Origin of the sequence: Rhodococcus sp. IEGM 1241, from assembly GCF_033142365.1 — a bacterium.
Taxonomy (GTDB): domain Bacteria; phylum Actinomycetota; class Actinomycetes; order Mycobacteriales; family Mycobacteriaceae; genus Rhodococcus_F; species Rhodococcus_F erythropolis.
This window is the reverse complement of the sequence record NZ_JAWLSE010000003.1, coordinates 118,969-136,578: the sequence shown is the minus strand read 5'-3', so window position 1 is coordinate 136,578 and position 17,610 is coordinate 118,969. Positions and strand designations below refer to the sequence as shown.

Genomic DNA, 17,610 nt, shown 5'->3' with positions numbered 1-17,610 from the left:
GTGCTGAACTGGTCGCGTCAGCAATAAAGTGAGGCTAACCTTTGCAGGATCGTCGGTCCATCCTTCAGAATGGACTCGGATACGCCCAGAAAGACGCAAAATGTCCACTATTGGTTACTCGACTCGTCCAAAGTCCTTGCTAGCGCTACCCGATAGTCGCGGACGGACATTCAAAGATTTTCAGGTCTACACCAACGTCGTCGACGGAGTGACTGCGTACGGAGCTCATCGACACCCCGAGCATCAGATCGCCTGGATGAGTGAAGGGACGATGCAGATCGCTGCCGGAGGCAATGTGTGGCACCTGCACAGCGAGCACTTGGTCTGGTTGCCGGGCACCGTTCTCCACGACATGACACTTCTGACGGAGGGGTGCATGATTGCGGCCTATGCGCGTCCGGATCTCCGCCCTGCCGGGCCGCGGTGGACTCAGCCACTTGTTCTCGAAGTCGATGCTCTGTCCGCTCAATTGCTGCGTCATCTCGCAGATCGGACCATCGACGATGCTCGGCGGTTGATGAGTCAGGAGTTGCTCTACGACATTCTTGCTGCCGCGCCCGAACGGCACGACGTCCTCGCGGTTCCTCGTAATGCTGCGGCGAGTTCGGTTTCTGCCCGCATCCTTGCCGATCCGGCAGACTCACGGACGCTGGGGGAGTGGGCGGGCGAACTCGGGGTCAGTTCCAAGACCTTGATGCGAGCCTTTGTCGCCGATACCGGGATTACCTTCGGGCAGTGGAGAACTCGAGCACGCATGTACGCATCGCTCGAGATGCTCGCGCGGGGTGAGGGTGTCAATGACGTTGCCCCGCAGGTTGGTTACCGCACCAGCAGTGGGTTCATCGCCGCATTTCGGGAAACCTTCGGTACGACGCCGGCCCGGTACGGCGGAAAGCTGATGCGGTGATTTGCTGATGATTTCTTGAACTCGGTTGACGGCAAAGCTTTGTTCGGCAACGTAGAAATGGGCCGAGCTACCAGCATCTGCTGGTAGCTCGGCCGATTTACTAATCTGAACTGAGTCAGCTCATGTTGCCGAGCACATTGCCCAAGACACCGCTGATGACATTGGTCATCGACCCCTGCGGGTCGGTCAGGGAGCCGAATACCTGGCCTGATCCGGAGTTGAGTGAGCCGAAGCCCATGTCCTCGAGGCTTCCGGCGCCCGCCTCGACGGGGTTCGGCTGCCGGATGGTGACGCAGACGCCCATCGGATTGATGTTCCAGTCGCCCGCCGCCAGCACAATGTTGGTGCCGGCGCCGCTGTCGAGCTGCGTGCCTACAACTGCGTTATCGGGAACTTTGTAGGTGGTTTCCAAAGCGATGACGCCGCCGCCCGCAGTGGTCCATCCGCCGCCCTTTGCCACCACGGAGTTGTTGCCGACAACGACGGTCTTGGTGACGTCGTCCCACTTCTGGTCGCCGATAAGCCATTTGACGTTCAGGCGAGCCTTCACCAGCTGGAATCCCGCCGGGTGGAAATCGCGGATCTCGTTGACGAGTGCTCCCGAACCGGAAACCTTGGTGATGTAGGTGACCGTCTGACCCGCTGCGACCTTGCCGTCGCCGACAACCTGCTTGCTGACGGTGTAGGGCGTCCAGACGGAACCGGGCCAATCGTCGGTGACCGACTGGTTGAGCGCGCATGCCGGTGCTGCTTGCGCCACCGAGGCTCCAAGTCCAACGGTGACGCCGGCGGCGAGGAGAACGAGGGATGTAGTGGTTGCTACTGCGTGGCGAAGTGAGCGGCGGGCCATGTAGAACTCCATTCAGCGGGGTGCGTGACGGTTTGAGCAAAACTGTAACTAGTTCTACTGGACTTTCGTCCAAATTGTGGGGATTTCAGAAAATTGTCAGGGTTCGGGTCGCCGTTGGTGTGTCGCGCTGCCGAATTCCACAGGTTCTGAGTTGTCAACAGGTTGTTTTCGGGTGGCTTGGTTTTGTGGTGGTGGGTCGAGGGTGGTGGTTGGGACGCGTTTCGTATGGGCGGGCGCGGGGTGTGAGTGGTGGGGGCTGTGATGGCGAGGAATATGGCGTTGGGGGCTCGGGGCGAGGATGTGGCTGTCGAGTTCCTGGTTGATGCGGGTTTGGAGATTGTCGAGCGCAATTGGCGTTGTCGGTACGGCGAGTTGGATGTTGTTGCGACGTCCGGTGATCGGATTGTGTTCGTGGAGGTGAAGACTCGCTCGGGTGTCGGGTACGGGAGTCCGGCGGAGTCGGTGACGTTCGCGAAGCAGCGTCGGATTCGGGTGTTGGCGATGCAGTGGCTGGCTGATTCGGGTCGGTCGTGGTCGAGGGTGCGTTTCGATGTGGTGGCGGTGTTGATCGGCCGCGACGGCGTGCCTTCGGTCGAGCATTTTGTGGATGCGTTCTGATGGCGTTGGGGCGGGCGCATTCTGTTGCGGTCAGTGGCGTGGACGGGCAGATCGTGGAGATCGAGGCGGATATCGGGCGCGGGTTGCCTGCGGTGCATTTGGTGGGGCTGCCTGATACTGCGTTGCACGAGTCGCGTGATCGGATTCGCGCGGCGGTGACCAATTCTGGTGAGGAGTGGCCGGACAGCAAGGTGATTTTGGCGTTGTCGCCGGCGACGTTGCCGAAGGTGGGCAGCGTTTACGATTTGGCTTTGTCGTTGTCGGTTCTCGATGCGGCGAAGAAGTTGCCGCGGAAGTTGTTGCGGGAGACTGTGTTTTTGGGGGAGTTGGCACTCGACGGTCGTTTGCGGTCGGTGCGTGGTGTGTTGCCTGCGGTGCTTGCGGCGAAGCGGGCGGGGTGGGGGACTGTGGTGGTTCCAGCTCGGGCGTTGGCTGAGGCGGACCTGGTGAAGGGGATCGAAGTGCTGGGAGCTGACGATCTGTCTGCGGTGATCGGGTGGTTGCGTGGTGAGTTGGCGCTGGCTGTTCCTGCTGTTTTCGAGCGTGCGGATGTGGTGACGGTGCGTGATTTGAGTGAGGTTGTCGGGCAGACGGATGCTCGGTGGGCGATCGAGGTTGCTGCGGCGGGTGCGCATCATTTGATGTTGACGGGTCCGCCGGGGATCGGGAAAACGATGTTGGCGCAGAGGCTTCCGGGGATTCTTCCGCCGTTGACGGAGGGGGAGTCGTTGGAGGTGACGGCGATTCATTCGGTGGCGGGGGTGTTGCCGGAGGATCGGCCGTTGATCGATATGCCGCCTTTCATTGCGCCGCATCACAGTTCGTCGGTCAGTTCGCTGGTGGGTGGTGGTAGTGGGATGGCTCGTCCTGGTGCGGTCAGCCGCGCCCATCGCGGCGTGCTGTTTCTCGACGAATGTGCCGAGATCGGGGTGAAGGTGCTCGAAGCGCTACGCACGCCACTCGAAGACGGGGAAGTACGAATCGCCCGGCGGGACGGAGTTGCGCGGTACCCGGCGCGGTTCCAGCTGATCCTGGCCGCCAATCCCTGCCCATGCGCGCCGCCGCGAGACGCGGACTGCGTCTGCGCACCCGCGGCGCGTCGCCGTTACCTGGGGAAATTGTCCGGCCCGCTCTTGGACCGAGTCGACATCAGGGTCCGGATGCAGGCCGTTGCAACCGGAGCGCTGATCGACGAAGTAGGGGAAAGTACCGGCGATGTTCGTGCGCGCGTGGCGGCGGCTCGAGACACTGCAGCCCAGCGGTGGAGTGAGTACGGGTGGCGGACCAACGCGGAAGTACCAGGGCCGGCGTTGAGACAGAAGTTCAGACTCTCGCGTGCGGCGCTGGCGCCGGTGGAACGGGCGCTGCGCAAAGGTGTCATCACTGCTCGTGGGGCGGACCGAGCGTTGCGGGTTGCCTGGAGTGTCGCCGATCTGGCAGGTGAGGCGATGCCCGGACCAGACCAAGTTGTCACCGCACTCGACTTCCGAGACAGGGGATTCCAATGACTGCGCACGATCCGCGACTACTCGCTTGGGCATATCTGTCCCGCGTCGTGCAGGGCCCAAGCGCGTATATGTCCATGTTGATCGACGAGCTCGGGGTCGAAGAAACTGCGAGGGCGGTCCGCAACGGCGATCTGCCACCCGCGATCGAGGACAAGACGCGAGCCCGCGCTCACATCGACACAGCCCAACGAGACCTCGACCTGATGGAGGCGATGGGTGGCAGACTCGTAACACCGAACTGCGCCGATTGGCCGGCGTGGCGAATGCTTTCCTTCGACGGACTCGATGCCTCCGGGGGTGAGACGGCGCCATTTGTGTTGTGGGTGTTGGGGTCCGGGGATTTGGTTGATCTGACCGAGAGATCGGTTGGGATTGTCGGCACGCGAGCATCTACTGCGTACGGCGAACACGTGACGGCAGAGATTGCCGGTGACCTCGCTGTCGACGGATGGACCGTGATTTCCGGGGCGGCCTTCGGTATCGACGGGGCCGCGCACCGCGCTGCTTTGGGCGTAGGTGGAAACACACTGGCTGTCTTGGCCTGTGGGGTCGATCGAGCGTATCCGTCAGGGCATGCTCGACTACTCAAACAGATAGCGAGTTCGGGTGCAGTGATAAGTGAGTATCCACCGGGCACAACACCTGCAAAGTTCCGGTTTCTGGCAAGGAATCGACTGGTAGCTGCGTTGTCGGACGGAGTAGTGGTGGTCGAGGCGGGTTGGCGCAGTGGTGCACGCAATACCGCCAATTGGGCCCGGAAATTGGGCCGGCCGGTAATGGCGGTGCCCGGGCCGGTTACTTCGGCATCGTCGACCGGATGTCACCGGATGATCCGCGAAGGTGAAGCGCAACTCGTTTCCAATGCCGTGGATGTAGTCGAAGCGTCAGGTCCATTTGGTGTCGGGGATTCCGCGGAGGATGCAGCCGCTACACGTGACATCGACGCATTGCGGGGCAATTCTCGATTGGTATACGAAGCATTGCCGGGAACAGGTTCACGTAGTACGCGTGAGCTGTCCGAGGAATCGGGATTGCTCATAACGCAGGTTCGTGCAACTCTTCCTCTGCTCGAACTCGAGGGGTTTGCGAGTTCTGATTCGAGTGGATGGTTTCGGACGCGGTAGCGCGTGAACTTGATTGTGCTCGTCCGGTGGGCGGGTGGCGATGCCCACTAACGTTCCGGCGAGAACGAAACTCGAATACCCTCGCGATGCTGGTAATTGCACGTCAGGACTGCTTTTCGTGAACTCGATCGGCCTGTGTGCAGCGTTATTCTCGACCCAGCTTTGCAGACCTGGCCGTGAATTTAACGGGCCTCAGGAAAGTCTCAGGTCAATGTGCTTTGAAGTCTGATTAGTCTGGATCCCCTGAGTGCGGGTATTGATTGGTGCGTCGTTAACCCGCTGCTAATTCGGACCATTGAGTCTGTTCGGAAATGGCACAGGTTTCCGGACTTCTTTTGTTCATCAACGCTCTATCTGTGTATTGTGAAGGAGAATTGAATCGATCATTGAAAGAGGAGTGCAATGGCTGAGAAGCTGATTCGGCAACTCATCGACGACCTTGACGGTAAGCCGATTGACGATGGATTCGGTGATCGAATTGAGTTCTCTTACCAGGGAACGGATTACGTGATCGATCTGCGCGCCACCAATGCAGAGAAGTTCGACGCTGCGGTGAAGCCGTTCGTCGAGGCGGCGGCGAAGGTGAGCGGGAAGCGTGGCAAGAAGGCGCAGGCTGCATCTCCGCAGGCCACGTCGGGTTCTGGCCGCTCCAAGGAGACGCTCCAGGCCATTCGTGATTGGGCGGGTAAGAACGGTTACGAAGTTGCTCCGCGCGGGCGTATCAAAGCGGAAATCATCGATGCTTTCGACGCTGCACACTAGGTTGAATTAATACCTCCTCTGGCCCCTGGCGAACCTCGCCGGGGGCCAGAGGCGTATTTTACTATTGCTTTGCTGAATTTCTCCGATAGCGATGTGCTGCCTGATCATGCACGAGTCCTGATTCGGAAATTTGGCTGCCACCGACGAATTTACCCGGCAGAGTGGTCGGTTTATTTCGTTGCGCACCGTGGTCTGTCGCGCGCGGGGGGCGGATGTACCGGGGGAGGCATTTTGTCCATGCGCTGCAATTGTCGTGTACCTTAGTTAGGTAACGCTAACTTTTGGAAGGATCTTTCTGTGGCCAAGCCGACAACTGCATTGACGGTTCTGCGGACCGAACAATTGACTCCCCATATGGTGCGAGTGTTTCTCGGGGGGCCGGGCTTCGAGTCCTTCACTCCCAGCGAATACAGCGATTCCTATGTAAAGATCGAATTCGGCACTCCTGATCAGCCGATACTGCGCACCTACACGATTCGTTCGTACGATCTTGATGCCAAAGAGATTGCAATCGATTTTGTCGTCCACGGCGACATGGGAGTTGCAGGTCCGTGGGCCGCGTCCGTTCAGCCGGGCGCTGAGATTACCCTGCGTGGACCGGGTGGCGCGTTTTCGCCGTCACCATCCGCTGATTGGTATCTCTTCGTCGGAGACGAGACCGCAATACCTGCTATTACTGCTTCGATAGCGAGATTGGCGCCGGATGCGGTCGGCTACGCCGTCGTCGAAGTCGGGGGGCCGGAAGACGAAATCGCGCTCGATGCCCCAGAAGGTATTGCCGTGACCTGGCTGCATCGCGGAGCATCGTCCGATGCTGTCGGCGAAGAATTAGCTGGCGACAACGCTCCGGTTGTCGCCGCGGTCAAGGCACTCGAATGGTTGCCTGGCGAACCGCACGTGTTCATTCACGGTGAAGCACAAGCCGTCATGCACAACCTCCGGCCGTACATTCGCAAGGAACGAAATGTCCCGGCGGCGGCTGCTTCTATTTCCGGCTATTGGCGTCGTGGTCGCACCGAAGAAGGCTTCCGGGTCTGGAAGTCCGAACTCGCCGCGGCCGAAAACTAACTCGCGGCGGCCTTGCCGCGAGTCAGCAACACGAGCGCAACGGCCGCGAGAACTCCGAAGGTGGGAATTGCGATTGCCATCGGCACGGCAGTGTCTTCTCCCGCAATTCCCACCAACGGCGAAACCAGCGCTGCCAAGCCGAACTGGCCCGCTCCCATCAGGGCTGAACCAGTTCCGGCCGCGTTGGTGACCTCTCCTTGGGCGAGAGCGGTTGCATTGCCCATGATGAACCCGATGCTCGAAATCGCCACGAACAGCGGGACCAAGATCAGCCACGTATTCGTGGAACTGAAAACCACGCTGGTACAGAACAATACGGCGCCACCAATGAGGAGCAGGCACACCCCGAAACGCAGCAGTGTGCGAGCTCCGACGCGACCGAGCAGGCGAGTGGTGGTCATCGCTGCCGTGACCATTCCGGTGGCGTTCACTGCGAACACGATCGAGAATTGTGACGGACTCAGCCCGAGAACATTCTGAACGACGAACGGTGACGCGGAGATGTACGCGAACAAGGCGCCGAATCCGAAGACGAATGCGAGCGCATATCCGAGGTAGTGCCGGTTTCGGACCACGTACTGCAGATTCGAGATCAGGGCCTTCAAACCACCGCCATGGCGTCGCTCGGGTGGAAGTGTCTCGGGAACGAGCAAAACGACACCAGCCACCATCACAGCGCCCGCGACAGCCAGGACCCAGAAGATCCCGCGCCATCCGACGGGACCCAGAAGTGCGCCGCCGATCAGTGGCGCGACCACGGGAGCGATACCGCCGATGATCATCATGATGCTGAAGAGCTTCGCTGCGTCGTCGCCACGCGCTCGGTCGGCAATACAAGCGCGGGCAAGAACGATGGCAGCGCCTCCACTCAAGCCCTGGACGAGTCGTGCACCGATGAGAAACTCGATGTTCGGCGCCACAGCGCATGCCGCGCCGCTCAGTGCCGTGACGATTGTCGCGGCCAGCAGTATTCGTCGCCTGCCAAGTCCGTCGGAGATCGGACCGATGATCAGCTGGCCGATTCCGAGGCCTGCCATGAAGGTGGTCAGCGTGAGCTGAACGCTGGCCGCAGTAGTGTCGAGTGCATCCGCCATCAAAGGTAGGCCGGGCAGGTACATGTCGATGGACAGTGGAGCGATTGCGGAAATCAGTGCCAGTACACACAACATCTTCAGAGGAATTGCTCGATTCACCGATCAACCCTATCGGCGAGGGAGCTTGCGGTTTCAATCGCGGCGAGCGAGCGTGTGTTCATGACTGACGCATTGCCGGCGAGCTTGAGCGTTCACCTCGATGCGTATGCCGAGCACCTCCGACTGAGCCGAGGCCGGTCGGAACACACGATCCGCGCCTACGTCGGTGACGCGCGGGCATTGCTGACCCATTTCTCCGCGGGTTCGGAGAATGCAGATCTCGACCGCCTCGACCTAAGTGTCATGCGTTCGTGGTTGGCCGCCCAGAATGCCGTAGGAACAGCCCGTACGACGGTAGCTCGACGGGCTTCTTCGGCGCGTGGTTTCACTGCGTGGCTCGCGCAGACCGGACGAATTTCCGTCGACCCGGGCACACGTCTGGCGGCTCCACCTGCTCGTCGCACGCTGCCGACGGTGCTGCGTCAGAGCCAGGCCCTCGACGCAATGGATGCAGCGGAAAGCGGTGCGCAGCAACAAGAGCCGCTCGCCCTCCGAGACCGACTCATCGTGGAATTGTTGTACTCCACCGGAATTCGCGTCGGCGAGTTGTGCGGACTGGACGTCGAGTCGGTCGATGCTGATCGACGTTTGCTTCGTGTCCTCGGCAAGGGGAACAAGGAGCGATCGGTGCCATACGGCATGCCCGCAGAATCGGCACTGAACGGGTGGCTGGAGCACGGACGACCTGCGTTGAGTTCGGATAGGTCCGGGCGAGCATTGCTCCTCGGAGTTCGAGGCGGCCGGCTCGATCAGCGTCAGGCGCGTTCGGTGGTCCACGAAACCATGGCTGCAATTCCAGGGGCTCCCGACATGGGTCCGCACGGGCTTCGACACTCGGCTGCGACACATTTGCTGGAGGGTGGTGCAGACCTTCGTGTGGTCCAAGAACTCCTCGGGCATGCGAGTTTGGCGACCACTCAGCTGTACACGCACGTGTCGGTCGAACGCCTTCGATCCGTCCACGATCAGGCCCATCCGCGCGCCTAGATTGTGAAGTGACGCGAGTTCTCGGCCGGCATTTGGTAGCGTCGCAGCTCAGAAGAGTGAACAATCGGCAAGTTCGATCGTCGTGTCGAGACACTCGATGACATGCGAAATCCGGGGGATTCGTGAACCGCCAAGATGTGAAGCACCTGCCGAACAGCGGCCAACCGGCCTGGCTGTCCGAAGCGCCACAACCGGCTCCCGAGCCTGCGCCGACGCCGGAGCCTGTGGCACGACTGCAAGAGGTCTGGACCACGCCACCGCCACCGTCGAGCCAACAGCAGGTGACAAACCAGGATCTGGTTGCCGAAGCTTTACTGAAACGCCCTAAACGGACGCCGCGTGGTGGATGGCGTAGGGGATTGCATCGTGCGACCGGAGGTGTGGTCAATCTGGGGGATTCGACCAACGAACAGCGCAACCGTGCACTGGCCGCCCGAATCGAGCAGCCGATCCGTAACGACTACCGAGTGGCTTTGCTCTCGCTCAAAGGGGGCGTGGGCAAGACGACGGTCACCGTCGGGCTCGGTGCGACATTTGCTTCGCTTCGTGGTGACTGCGTCGTGGCGGTTGACGCCAATCCAGATTTCGGAACTTTGGCGCAACGTGTTCCGCTGCAGACCAATTCGACGGTGCGCGATCTGATTGCTGCTAGACCGGACATAAAGAGCTATTCGGACGTTCGAGTGCACACATCCCAGTCGTCGAGTCGTCTCGAGGTCCTGGCGAGTGAGCAGGATCCGGCGATTTCGGAGGCATTCAGCGAGGCGGACTATCGCCAGGTCATCGACATCTTGCAGGTCTACTACAACATCATCCTCACTGATTGCGGTACCGGGATCATGCACTCGGCGATGAACGGCGTTCTCGATCTTGCCAATTCGTTGGTTCTCGTCAGTTCGCCGGCAATCGACGGAGCGCGCAGCGCAGCGGCAACGCTCGATTGGCTTCAGTTGCACGGATACGGCCATCTGGTCGAACGGACCGTCGTCGTCATCAGCGCCGCCCGACCAGGGTCGAGCGTGATCGACATGGACGCTTTGGTGGACTATTTCATGCGTCGATGCCGCGCCGTCGAGGTCATTCCTTTCGACGAGCATCTCGCGGAGGGTTCGGTGATGGACCTCGAGTTGATGCGACCGGCCACCAGACGGGCGTTCATGGAACTGGCAGCGATGGTGGCCGACGACTTCGCGGACGCTGTGGGTCGGCACGCCGTTTCCGAGTGGCACTGATTCTGCGCCCGATTTCTGCGACCGATCAGCCTCCTTTCAATGGCTTGAGCCTGAGCGGTTGCGTCCGAACGAGTCCGAGTGGATCGAGATACTCGCGTCCACGGCGCAAGCCCCAGTGCAGACATGCTTCGACAGCACACCCTTCGTGCCCGGTTTCGAGGGTTCCGATCACGGACCTGGCGGCGACACGTTCACCTGCGCGAACGACTGCCACGACGGGTTCATAGGTCGTGCGTAGGCCGCCGGAATGATCTATCGACACCGTCGGCTTTCCGGCGACCACTCCAGCGAACACCACAATGCCGTCGCCGGCCGCGAGGACGGATTGGCCGGCACTGCCGCCGAGATCGACCCCGCGATGACCCGGCAGCCAATTCTTGGCCGGTTTGTCGAAAGCGCGTTCCACGTGCGGCCGGGGAGCGAGCGGCCAGTCGAAACGCGTGTCTGCCGACGCCGTGCCTACGGCGACACAGCAGGAGATCACGGCAACGACCACTCCTCGTCGAGCTCCGAGCAACATCGTCATTCCTTGATCTTGCGTGGAGCCACGCGCGCTTCAATGCAGATCAGACGGGTAGTCCACAAGATGACCGCCGATCCACAACCGCCGGTTCGGTCTGTTGCTTCCGGGGTGGTTATGGCATCGGCGGACGAGGACGTACACTTGTCGAGCGGTCTGTGCTCGCACAGTCCGACTTCGCGCGCCCGCGCACGTTTTCCGGCCTCGGCTGGTCCTGGTTCTCACGAAACAGGTCCGACGGCCGTGCGGGTGCCAGGGCAGGGATCACCCGATCGCCTGCATCAACCGGATTGAAAGTTTGAGGTACACAGCCATGGCTGTCGTAACCATGAAGCAGATGCTCGATAGTGGAACCCACTTCGGACATCAGACCCGTCGCTGGAACCCGAAGATGAAGCGATTCATCTTGACCGACCGCAACGGCATCTACATCATCGACCTCCAGCAGACGCTGACGTACATCGACAAGGCGTACGAGTTCGTCAAGGAGACCGTTGCCCACGGCGGCACCGTCCTCTTCGTCGGCACCAAGAAGCAGGCGCAGGAGTCCATCGCTTCCGAAGCGACTCGCGTCGGAATGCCCTACGTCAACCAGCGTTGGCTCGGCGGCATGCTCACCAACTTCACCACCGTTCACAAGCGTCTGCTTCGCCTCAAGGAGCTCGAGGCAATGGAGCAGACCGGTGGATTCGAAGGTCGCACCAAGAAGGAAATCCTCATGCTCACGCGTGAGATGACCAAGCTGGATCGCACCCTCGGTGGTATCCGCGACATGGCCAAGGTTCCTTCCGCGGTGTGGATCGTCGACACCAACAAGGAGCACCTGGCAGTTGCCGAGGCTCGCAAGCTGAACATCCCGGTCATCGCGATCCTGGACACCAACTGCGACCCCGACCTCGTCGACTACCCGATCCCGGGCAACGACGACGCCATCCGTTCCGCAGCACTGCTGACCAAGGTTGTCGCTTCCGCGGTTGCCGAAGGTGTGCAGGCACGTGCAGGACTGAGCGCCGACAAGGACGCGAAGCCCGAAGCCGGCGCAGGCGAGCCCCTCGCCGAGTGGGAGCAGGAACTGCTCTCGCAGGCAGCTCCGGCTGCAGAGGCTGAGGCAGCTCCGGCTGCAGAGGCTGAGGCAGCTCCGGCTGCAGAGGCTGAGGCAGCCCCCGCCGCAGAGGCACCGGCCACCGAGGCCTGATTCGTTGAAACCGGCCCTGACCAAGAGTTCTTTTGGTCAGGGCCGTTTCACCGTTAGGCCCGAGCACCACCGTCAGGCCGTGCTTCACCGCTAGGCCGTGCTTCACCGTTAGTCCTAGGTCCGAAACAGACACATGAGGAGGCTCGCTAATCATGGCGAACTACACCGCCGCTGACGTCAAGCGGCTCCGTGAGCTCACCGGCTCCGGAATGATGGCATGTAAGAACGCACTCGCAGATGCAGACGGCGATTTCGACAAGGCCGTCGAGCAGCTGCGCATCAAGGGCGCGAAGGATGTCGGAAAGCGCGCAGAGCGCACCACCGCTGAGGGTCTCGTCGTCGCCAAGGACGGCGTCATGATCGAGATCAACTGCGAGACCGACTTCGTCGCCAAGAACGACGAGTTCATCAAGCTGGCCGACGAGATCGTGACCGTCGCTGCTGCTGGCAAGCCTGCGGACCTCGACGCTCTCAAGGCGCTCGAGCTCGACGGCAAGACCATCGACACCGTCATTGCGGAGCAGTCCGCGAAGATCGGCGAGAAGCTCGAACTGAGCCGCGTCGCTTCCTTCGACGGCCCCGTTGCCGTGTACCTGCACAAGCGCAGCTCCGACTTGCCGCCCGCTGTCGGCGTTCTCATCGAGTACACCGGCGAAGGCGATGCTGCTGCTGAGGCCGCTCGCGGCGCTGCAATGCAGGTCGCAGCACTCAAGGCAAAGTACGTCACGCGTGACGAGGTTCCCGCTGAAATCGTCGCTTCCGAGCGTCACATCGCCGAGGAGACCGCCCGCGCAGAAGGCAAGCCCGAGCAGGCTCTGCCGAAGATCATCGAAGGCCGCGTCAACGGTTTCTTCAAGGACGTCGTTCTGACCGAGCAGTCTTCGGTCACGGACTCCAAGAAGACCGTCAAGGCGATCCTCGACGAGGCAGGCGTGACCATCAAGCGCTTCGTGCGTTTCGAGGTCGGCGCCTCCGCTTAATTCGGAGCCCGTACACATGGACCCCGCCTGAAGAGCATTTGCTCTACCGGCGGGGTCTACGTGTACCTGGGGCCTCCGATGAGGCAGGATAAGAGTGCTTCGGGACGAGTCCCGGGGGCTTTCCTATGTCGCGGTGTCCGATTCGGCGGCAGAAGAAGAATGAAGGACCTACAAGGTCTTGTATCGAACTGAGGAGAACAATGTCCGAACCAGCCAACGAACGTCCAGGATTCAAGCGGGTCCTGCTCAAACTCGGCGGCGAAATGTTCGGAGGCGGCAAAGTCGGTCTCGATCCCGACGTGGTCACCAAGGTGGCTGAGCAGATCGCAGAGGTCGTTCGATCGGGCGTACAGGTTGCAGTGGTCATCGGCGGCGGAAACTTCTTCCGCGGAGCGGAACTGCAGCAGCGTGGCCTCGATCGCGCGCGCTCCGACTACATGGGCATGCTCGGCACCGTCATGAACTGCCTCGCTCTGCAGGATTTCCTGGAGAAGGCCGGCGTCGATTCTCGAGTGCAGACGGCAATCACCATGGGACAGGTCGCCGAGCCGTACCTTCCGCTTCGCGCACGTAGGCACCTCGAGAAGGGGCGCGTAGTCATCTTCGGTGCCGGGATGGGTATGCCCTACTTCTCCACCGACACCACTGCTGCGCAGCGCGCGCTGGAGATCGGTGCCGAGGTAGTGCTGATGGCCAAGGCCGTCGACGGCGTCTACTCGGCCGACCCGCGTATCGACCCGGACGCGACGATGTACGAACAGATCACGCACCGCGAGGTCATCGAACGTGAGCTCAAGGTCGCGGACGCGACGGCGTTCAGCCTGTGCATGGACAACTCGATGCCGATGATGGTGTTCAACCTCCTCACCGAAGGAAACATCGCTCGCGCGGTGTCCGGTGAGAAGATCGGCACCCTGATCAAGTCGTGAGTGACACCCAAAAAATGATGCAGAACAACATGGAGGAACAGCCGTGATCGATGAAGCGCTCTTCGAGGCAGAAGAGAAGATGGAAAAGGCTGTCACGGTAGCCAAGGACGATCTCGGCTCGGTTCGCACCGGACGCGCGAACCCCGGTATGTTCTCGCGCATCGTGATCGACTACTACGGTTCGATCACGCCGATCACGCAGCTCGCGAGCATCAACGTCCCCGAGGCCCGCATGGTCATCGTCAAGCCGTACGAGGCTTCGCAGCTCAACGCGATCGAGACGGCGATCCGCAACTCGGATCTCGGTGTGAACCCGTCCAACGACGGCAGCATCATCCGCATCTCGGTTCCGCAGCTCACTGAAGAGCGTCGTCGTGAACTGGTGAAGCAGGCCAAGTCCAAGGGCGAGGATTCGAAGGTCACGCTGCGCAACATCCGCCGCAAGGCGATGGACGAACTCGGCCGGATCCAGAAGGACGGTGAAGCCGGCGAGGACGAGGTCGGTCGCGCAGAGAAAGAACTCGACAAGACCACGGCGAAGTACGTGCACACGGTCGAGGAACTCGTCAAGCACAAGGAAGCAGAGTTGATGGAGGTATAGCCTCCTCATTTGCAGTGTTTGTCGTCGGGAGTAGATCAGGGAGTTTGGGTGCACGCACAAGAGGGAACCGCCGGTGGTCCCGTCACGGACGGGCCTACGGGCGGCGCTGAGGGCGCGCAACCGCCGAAGTCGAAGGCGGGCAGGAACCTACCTGCCGCCATCGGCGTCGGAGCTGGTCTCGGAGCCTTGGTCATCGGCACTTTGATCTTCCTGCCCCCGGGATGGATCGCTGTCGTCGCGATCGCGATGTTCATCGCGACGTGGGAGGTCACAACGCGGCTTCGTGAAGCCGACATCGAGGTGCCGCGAATTCCCCTTCTCGTCGGAGGGCAAGCCACGATCTGGCTCGGCTGGCCGTGGGGACCGGTCGGGGTGCTCAGCGGATTCACCGCAACCGTCCTGGTGTGCATGGTGTGGCGGTTGTTCGACCACGGGCTCAAGGCGACCCCGAAGAACTTCCTGAGAGACACCTCCATCACGGTGTTCGTTCTGGCGTGGATCCCGCTGTTGGCGTCATTCGGTGCGTTGATGGTGCTCGAAGACGACGGCCCGGGTCGCGTTTTCGTCCTGATGATCGGTGTCGTGTGCTCCGACATCGGCGGTTACGCGGCCGGAGTGCTGTTCGGGAAGCACCCGATGGTGCCGGCTGTGAGTCCGAAGAAGTCCTGGGAAGGATTCGTCGGCTCCCTCATTTTCTGCGTCATCGGCAGTCTGCTTTCGGTGACGTTGATCCTCGACGCGAACTCGATGATCGGCGTCCTGCTCGGTGTCGTCCTGGTGGTAGTCGCGACGGTCGGCGACCTGATCGAATCGCAGATCAAGCGTGAACTCGGCATCAAGGACATGGGAACCCTGCTTCCCGGCCACGGCGGAATCATGGATCGCCTGGATTCACTCCTGCCGTCGGCATTTGTCACCTGGCTGATTCTGTACGCACTCGTCTGATTTCGCGTGCGTGATTTCTTCTCCGGCCGTTCCAAGCCGATCCCCAGCCCGAACATCTGGCATTGGCCGGACGTGTACGAAATCGAGAACCGCGCGCAGGACGTCGACGGTTCCATTTGGGCCGCGATGCGAGCCCAGGTCGACTGGTCTGGACGCGACGTCGTCGATGTCGGCTGTGGGGCGGCGTTCCATCTACCGGAGTTCGCTCGTACTGCCCGTCGTGTTGTCGGAGTGGAGCCGCACGCACCGCTGGTGAAGGCCGCGCGGGAACGAACCCGCGATTCGGCGTCGATCGACGTAGTCCAGGGTTCAGCAGAGTCCACGGGTCTGGTGGATGCTTCAGTCGATCTCGTTCATGCCCGTACGGCGTACTTTTTCGGCAAAGGCTGCGGCCCGGGAATTCGTGAAGCCATGCGCATCCTGAGGCCCGGGGGAGCCCTGCTGATCGTGGATCTCGATGTGAGCGCCGGCCCGTACGGAGAGTGGATGAGGGCGGATCTGCCCAAATACGATCCCGCGGCGGTCGAAGGATTCTTCGAGGCTCAAGGGTTCTCGCTCACGCGTGTCGACGCCCGGTGGGAGTTCGAGAATCGAGACGACTTGCGGCGAGTACTCGGAATCGAGTTCACCGAGAAGACTGCCGAGCGTGCGTTCTCGCAAGTAACGGGATTGGGCTTCACTGTGCGATACCGGATCCATGTTCGGTCCAAACCACGATCACTCGAACTTGCGTGAAAGCGGACTCAAAAGACGAACGTCAGGCGCTCCGACTTGAGCGCCTGACGTTTTCTGCACCGATTCAGTAGTAAAAAAATCAGTGATCGGTGGGGATGTGGAACAGGGTGGCGAGCTTGTGAATCTTCTTCGCCTTGGCGAGCTTGGGCAGGTCGCTGCCATCGCGCACGCGTGAGCCGTCTTCGCCGAGATCGTCGATGACATTCTGAGCCCAGATCGCGTCGGCCACGGATGGACTCAGTCCCGCGTTGACGGGGGCAGTCTGCGCGGTGGTCATGCAGAGTTTGCCGGCCATACCGAGTGACAAGGTGATCGCACAGTCTCGGGCGAGCAGATCCAGATCGGGGCCGAGCGTGGGACCGTCGATCGGCGGAGCGATGCGTGCCGCGCGGCTGGCGATGGTGAGCCGCGAACGCGGGTACGACATCGACGTGGGGGAGTCGTCCATCCCAGTGTCGCGCCGGAAGTCGCCGCTGCCGAATGCGAGACGGAAGATGCCGTCTGTGCGTGCGATCTCGGGCGCAGCCTCGAGTCCTACCGCGGATTCGACGAGAGCAAGAATCTTGGTGCCTTCGGGAAGTCGCTCGGCCGTGGCGTCGGCCTGCTGACCGCTTTCGGTCTTTGCGAGCATGACACCCTCGAGTCCGGGGAGGCCCGCGAGTGCGGCCAGATCCTCTTCCCAGAACGGTGTCGTGGCGTCGTTGATCCGAACCCAGGCGTGATTGTGTTCGCTCAGGAATGCGGCGACGTCGCGGCGGGCCGCCGGTTTGTTGGGTGCGGTGACGGCATCCTCGAGGTCGAGAATGACGGCGTCGGCCGCACTCGCGAGTGCGGCGTCGAAGGTGTCCGGTTTGGACGCGGGGACGAGGAGCCAGGATCTTGCCTGCTGTGGGGCAATTCGCGAGGTCACAGGTCTCTCCATGTGAGTAGTCACATCAGGGCCTTTCCGGTGATTTCCACGACATCAATGATGCCTGCTGGCCCATCGATCGACCCAATTGCGTAACTAGATTTCAGTCACATCTGCCGCTTCGCTGCGCGCCGGATCTGAATGATGCGAACCCCGCCTGCCAACGCCATGATCAATGCGCCCGCGATCGCGGAGAGCAGGATCGTGATTCCGAGCGGAAAGTCGATCTGCCAGGCGAGGATCTTGACGGAGACGCTCTCGAGGTTCTGCAGGATGAACACCAGAAGTAAGATCAGCACAATTGCGCCTATGACCAGGCCAACCCAGGTCGTCGCAGCTCTGGTTCGGTCGGTGACCGACGTTCCGGTCGGCACCGGTTCAGGCGTCGGTGTCGGTTCCGGATCGTGTTTTTCCACTGCCTTGTCCTCGCCCACCTTCGGAAGTTCCGGATCGGGACCGAAACCGTCGGCGGGGCCGTACACGGGGGAGTTCGACGGATCCTCTGGTGTGGTTGACATGACATGATCATCACGCAACCTGCGCAAA

19 protein-coding genes are annotated in these 17,610 nt (G+C 61.3%); 14 read left to right on the top strand and 5 right to left on the bottom strand.

Going from position 1 to position 17,610, the window contains the following annotated elements; all coding sequences use genetic code 11:
• Positions 1-100: 100 nt before the first annotated feature.
• Positions 101-907, top strand: coding sequence for a helix-turn-helix transcriptional regulator (locus R4P70_RS15595; RefSeq protein ID WP_020907299.1), 807 nt, complete (start codon positions 101-103; stop codon positions 905-907).
• A gap of 115 nt (positions 908-1,022) precedes the next feature.
• Here the strand turns inward: R4P70_RS15595 and R4P70_RS15590 are convergent, their stop codons facing one another.
• Complete coding sequence (locus R4P70_RS15590; protein WP_259118566.1) at positions 1,023-1,757, bottom strand: hypothetical protein; 735 nt, start codon at positions 1,755-1,757, stop codon at positions 1,023-1,025.
• A gap of 261 nt (positions 1,758-2,018) precedes the next feature.
• Between R4P70_RS15590 and R4P70_RS15585 the strand changes: the two genes are divergently transcribed.
• The 5 genes from R4P70_RS15585 to R4P70_RS15565 all read left to right on the top strand — a co-directional run bounded on the left by R4P70_RS15585 (position 2,019) and on the right by R4P70_RS15565 (position 6,837).
• Positions 2,019-2,375 carry a YraN family protein gene (locus R4P70_RS15585; protein ID WP_264610418.1) on the top strand — a complete coding sequence of 119 codons (357 nt, stop codon included), beginning with the start codon at positions 2,019-2,021 and terminating at the stop codon, positions 2,373-2,375.
• Positions 2,375-3,883 carry a YifB family Mg chelatase-like AAA ATPase gene (locus R4P70_RS15580; RefSeq protein WP_317830986.1) on the top strand — a complete coding sequence of 503 codons (1,509 nt, stop codon included), beginning with the start codon at positions 2,375-2,377 and terminating at the stop codon, positions 3,881-3,883. The genes R4P70_RS15585 and R4P70_RS15580 overlap by 1 nt, the downstream gene beginning before the upstream one ends.
• Positions 3,880-5,007, top strand: coding sequence for a DNA-processing protein DprA (dprA, locus tag R4P70_RS15575; RefSeq protein ID WP_097387489.1), 1,128 nt, complete (start codon positions 3,880-3,882; stop codon positions 5,005-5,007). Before R4P70_RS15580 ends, dprA begins: the two co-directional genes overlap by 4 nt.
• 402 nt (positions 5,008-5,409) lie before the next feature.
• Positions 5,410-5,769 carry a histone-like nucleoid-structuring protein Lsr2 gene (locus R4P70_RS15570; RefSeq protein ID WP_003942721.1) on the top strand — a complete coding sequence of 120 codons (360 nt, stop codon included), beginning with the start codon at positions 5,410-5,412 and terminating at the stop codon, positions 5,767-5,769.
• Positions 5,770-6,066: 297 nt separating this feature from the next.
• Entirely contained in the window at positions 6,067-6,837 is a 771-nt protein-coding gene (locus tag R4P70_RS15565) for a siderophore-interacting protein (RefSeq protein ID WP_019747982.1), read from the top strand.
• Here the strand turns inward: R4P70_RS15565 and R4P70_RS15560 are convergent.
• Positions 6,834-8,006, bottom strand: a complete 1,173-nt coding sequence (locus tag R4P70_RS15560; protein WP_317831072.1) for a multidrug effflux MFS transporter — start codon at positions 8,004-8,006, stop codon at positions 6,834-6,836. The two genes, R4P70_RS15565 and R4P70_RS15560, sit on opposite strands and share 4 nt — an antisense overlap.
• An 84-nt stretch (positions 8,007-8,090) precedes the next feature.
• On the opposite strand from R4P70_RS15560, the gene R4P70_RS15555 reads away from it, so the two are divergent.
• Together R4P70_RS15555 and R4P70_RS15550 are read left to right on the top strand one after the other, a co-directional pair.
• On the top strand, positions 8,091-9,017 hold the full coding sequence (locus R4P70_RS15555) for a tyrosine recombinase XerC (RefSeq protein WP_317830985.1): 927 nt from the start codon (positions 8,091-8,093) through the stop codon (positions 9,015-9,017).
• A gap of 122 nt (positions 9,018-9,139) precedes the next feature.
• Positions 9,140-10,249, top strand: coding sequence for a MinD/ParA family protein (locus R4P70_RS15550; RefSeq protein WP_019747985.1), 1,110 nt, complete (start codon positions 9,140-9,142; stop codon positions 10,247-10,249).
• A gap of 25 nt (positions 10,250-10,274) precedes the next feature.
• Here the strand turns inward: R4P70_RS15550 and R4P70_RS15545 are convergent, their stop codons facing one another.
• The gene (locus R4P70_RS15545; protein ID WP_317830984.1) at positions 10,275-10,769 is read right to left on the bottom strand and encodes a M23 family metallopeptidase; all 495 of its coding nucleotides are present in this window, start codon (positions 10,767-10,769) and stop codon (positions 10,275-10,277) included.
• Positions 10,770-11,082: 313 nt separating this feature from the next.
• Here R4P70_RS15545 and rpsB point away from each other — a divergent pair, with 313 nt between their 5' ends.
• From rpsB to R4P70_RS15515, 6 genes are all read left to right on the top strand, one after another.
• Positions 11,083-11,964: a 30S ribosomal protein S2 gene (gene rpsB, locus R4P70_RS15540; protein ID WP_113682954.1), complete on the top strand. Its 882-nt coding sequence runs from the start codon at positions 11,083-11,085 to the stop codon at positions 11,962-11,964.
• A gap of 152 nt (positions 11,965-12,116) precedes the next feature.
• On the top strand, positions 12,117-12,944 hold the full coding sequence (tsf, locus tag R4P70_RS15535) for a translation elongation factor Ts (protein ID WP_019747987.1): 828 nt from the start codon (positions 12,117-12,119) through the stop codon (positions 12,942-12,944).
• Positions 12,945-13,144: 200 nt separating this feature from the next.
• Complete coding sequence (gene pyrH / locus R4P70_RS15530; protein ID WP_019747988.1) at positions 13,145-13,873, top strand: UMP kinase; 729 nt, start codon at positions 13,145-13,147, stop codon at positions 13,871-13,873.
• Positions 13,874-13,916: 43 nt separating this feature from the next.
• Positions 13,917-14,474, top strand: a complete 558-nt coding sequence (gene frr, locus R4P70_RS15525) for a ribosome recycling factor (protein ID WP_003942777.1) — start codon at positions 13,917-13,919, stop codon at positions 14,472-14,474.
• 48 nt (positions 14,475-14,522) lie between these two features.
• Positions 14,523-15,419: a phosphatidate cytidylyltransferase gene (locus tag R4P70_RS15520; RefSeq protein ID WP_003942673.1), complete on the top strand. Its 897-nt coding sequence runs from the start codon at positions 14,523-14,525 to the stop codon at positions 15,417-15,419.
• Positions 15,420-15,425: 6 nt separating this feature from the next.
• Positions 15,426-16,154: a class I SAM-dependent methyltransferase gene (locus R4P70_RS15515; RefSeq protein ID WP_029255139.1), complete on the top strand. Its 729-nt coding sequence runs from the start codon at positions 15,426-15,428 to the stop codon at positions 16,152-16,154.
• Between the two features lie 79 nt (positions 16,155-16,233).
• Here the strand turns inward: R4P70_RS15515 and R4P70_RS15510 are convergent, their stop codons facing one another.
• On the bottom strand, positions 16,234-17,076 hold the full coding sequence (locus R4P70_RS15510; protein ID WP_030244636.1) for an HpcH/HpaI aldolase/citrate lyase family protein: 843 nt from the start codon (positions 17,074-17,076) through the stop codon (positions 16,234-16,236).
• 95 nt (positions 17,077-17,171) lie between these two features.
• On the bottom strand, positions 17,172-17,582 hold the full coding sequence (locus R4P70_RS15505) for a lipopolysaccharide assembly LapA domain-containing protein (protein ID WP_020969349.1): 411 nt from the start codon (positions 17,580-17,582) through the stop codon (positions 17,172-17,174).
• Positions 17,583-17,610 lie beyond the last annotated feature (28 nt).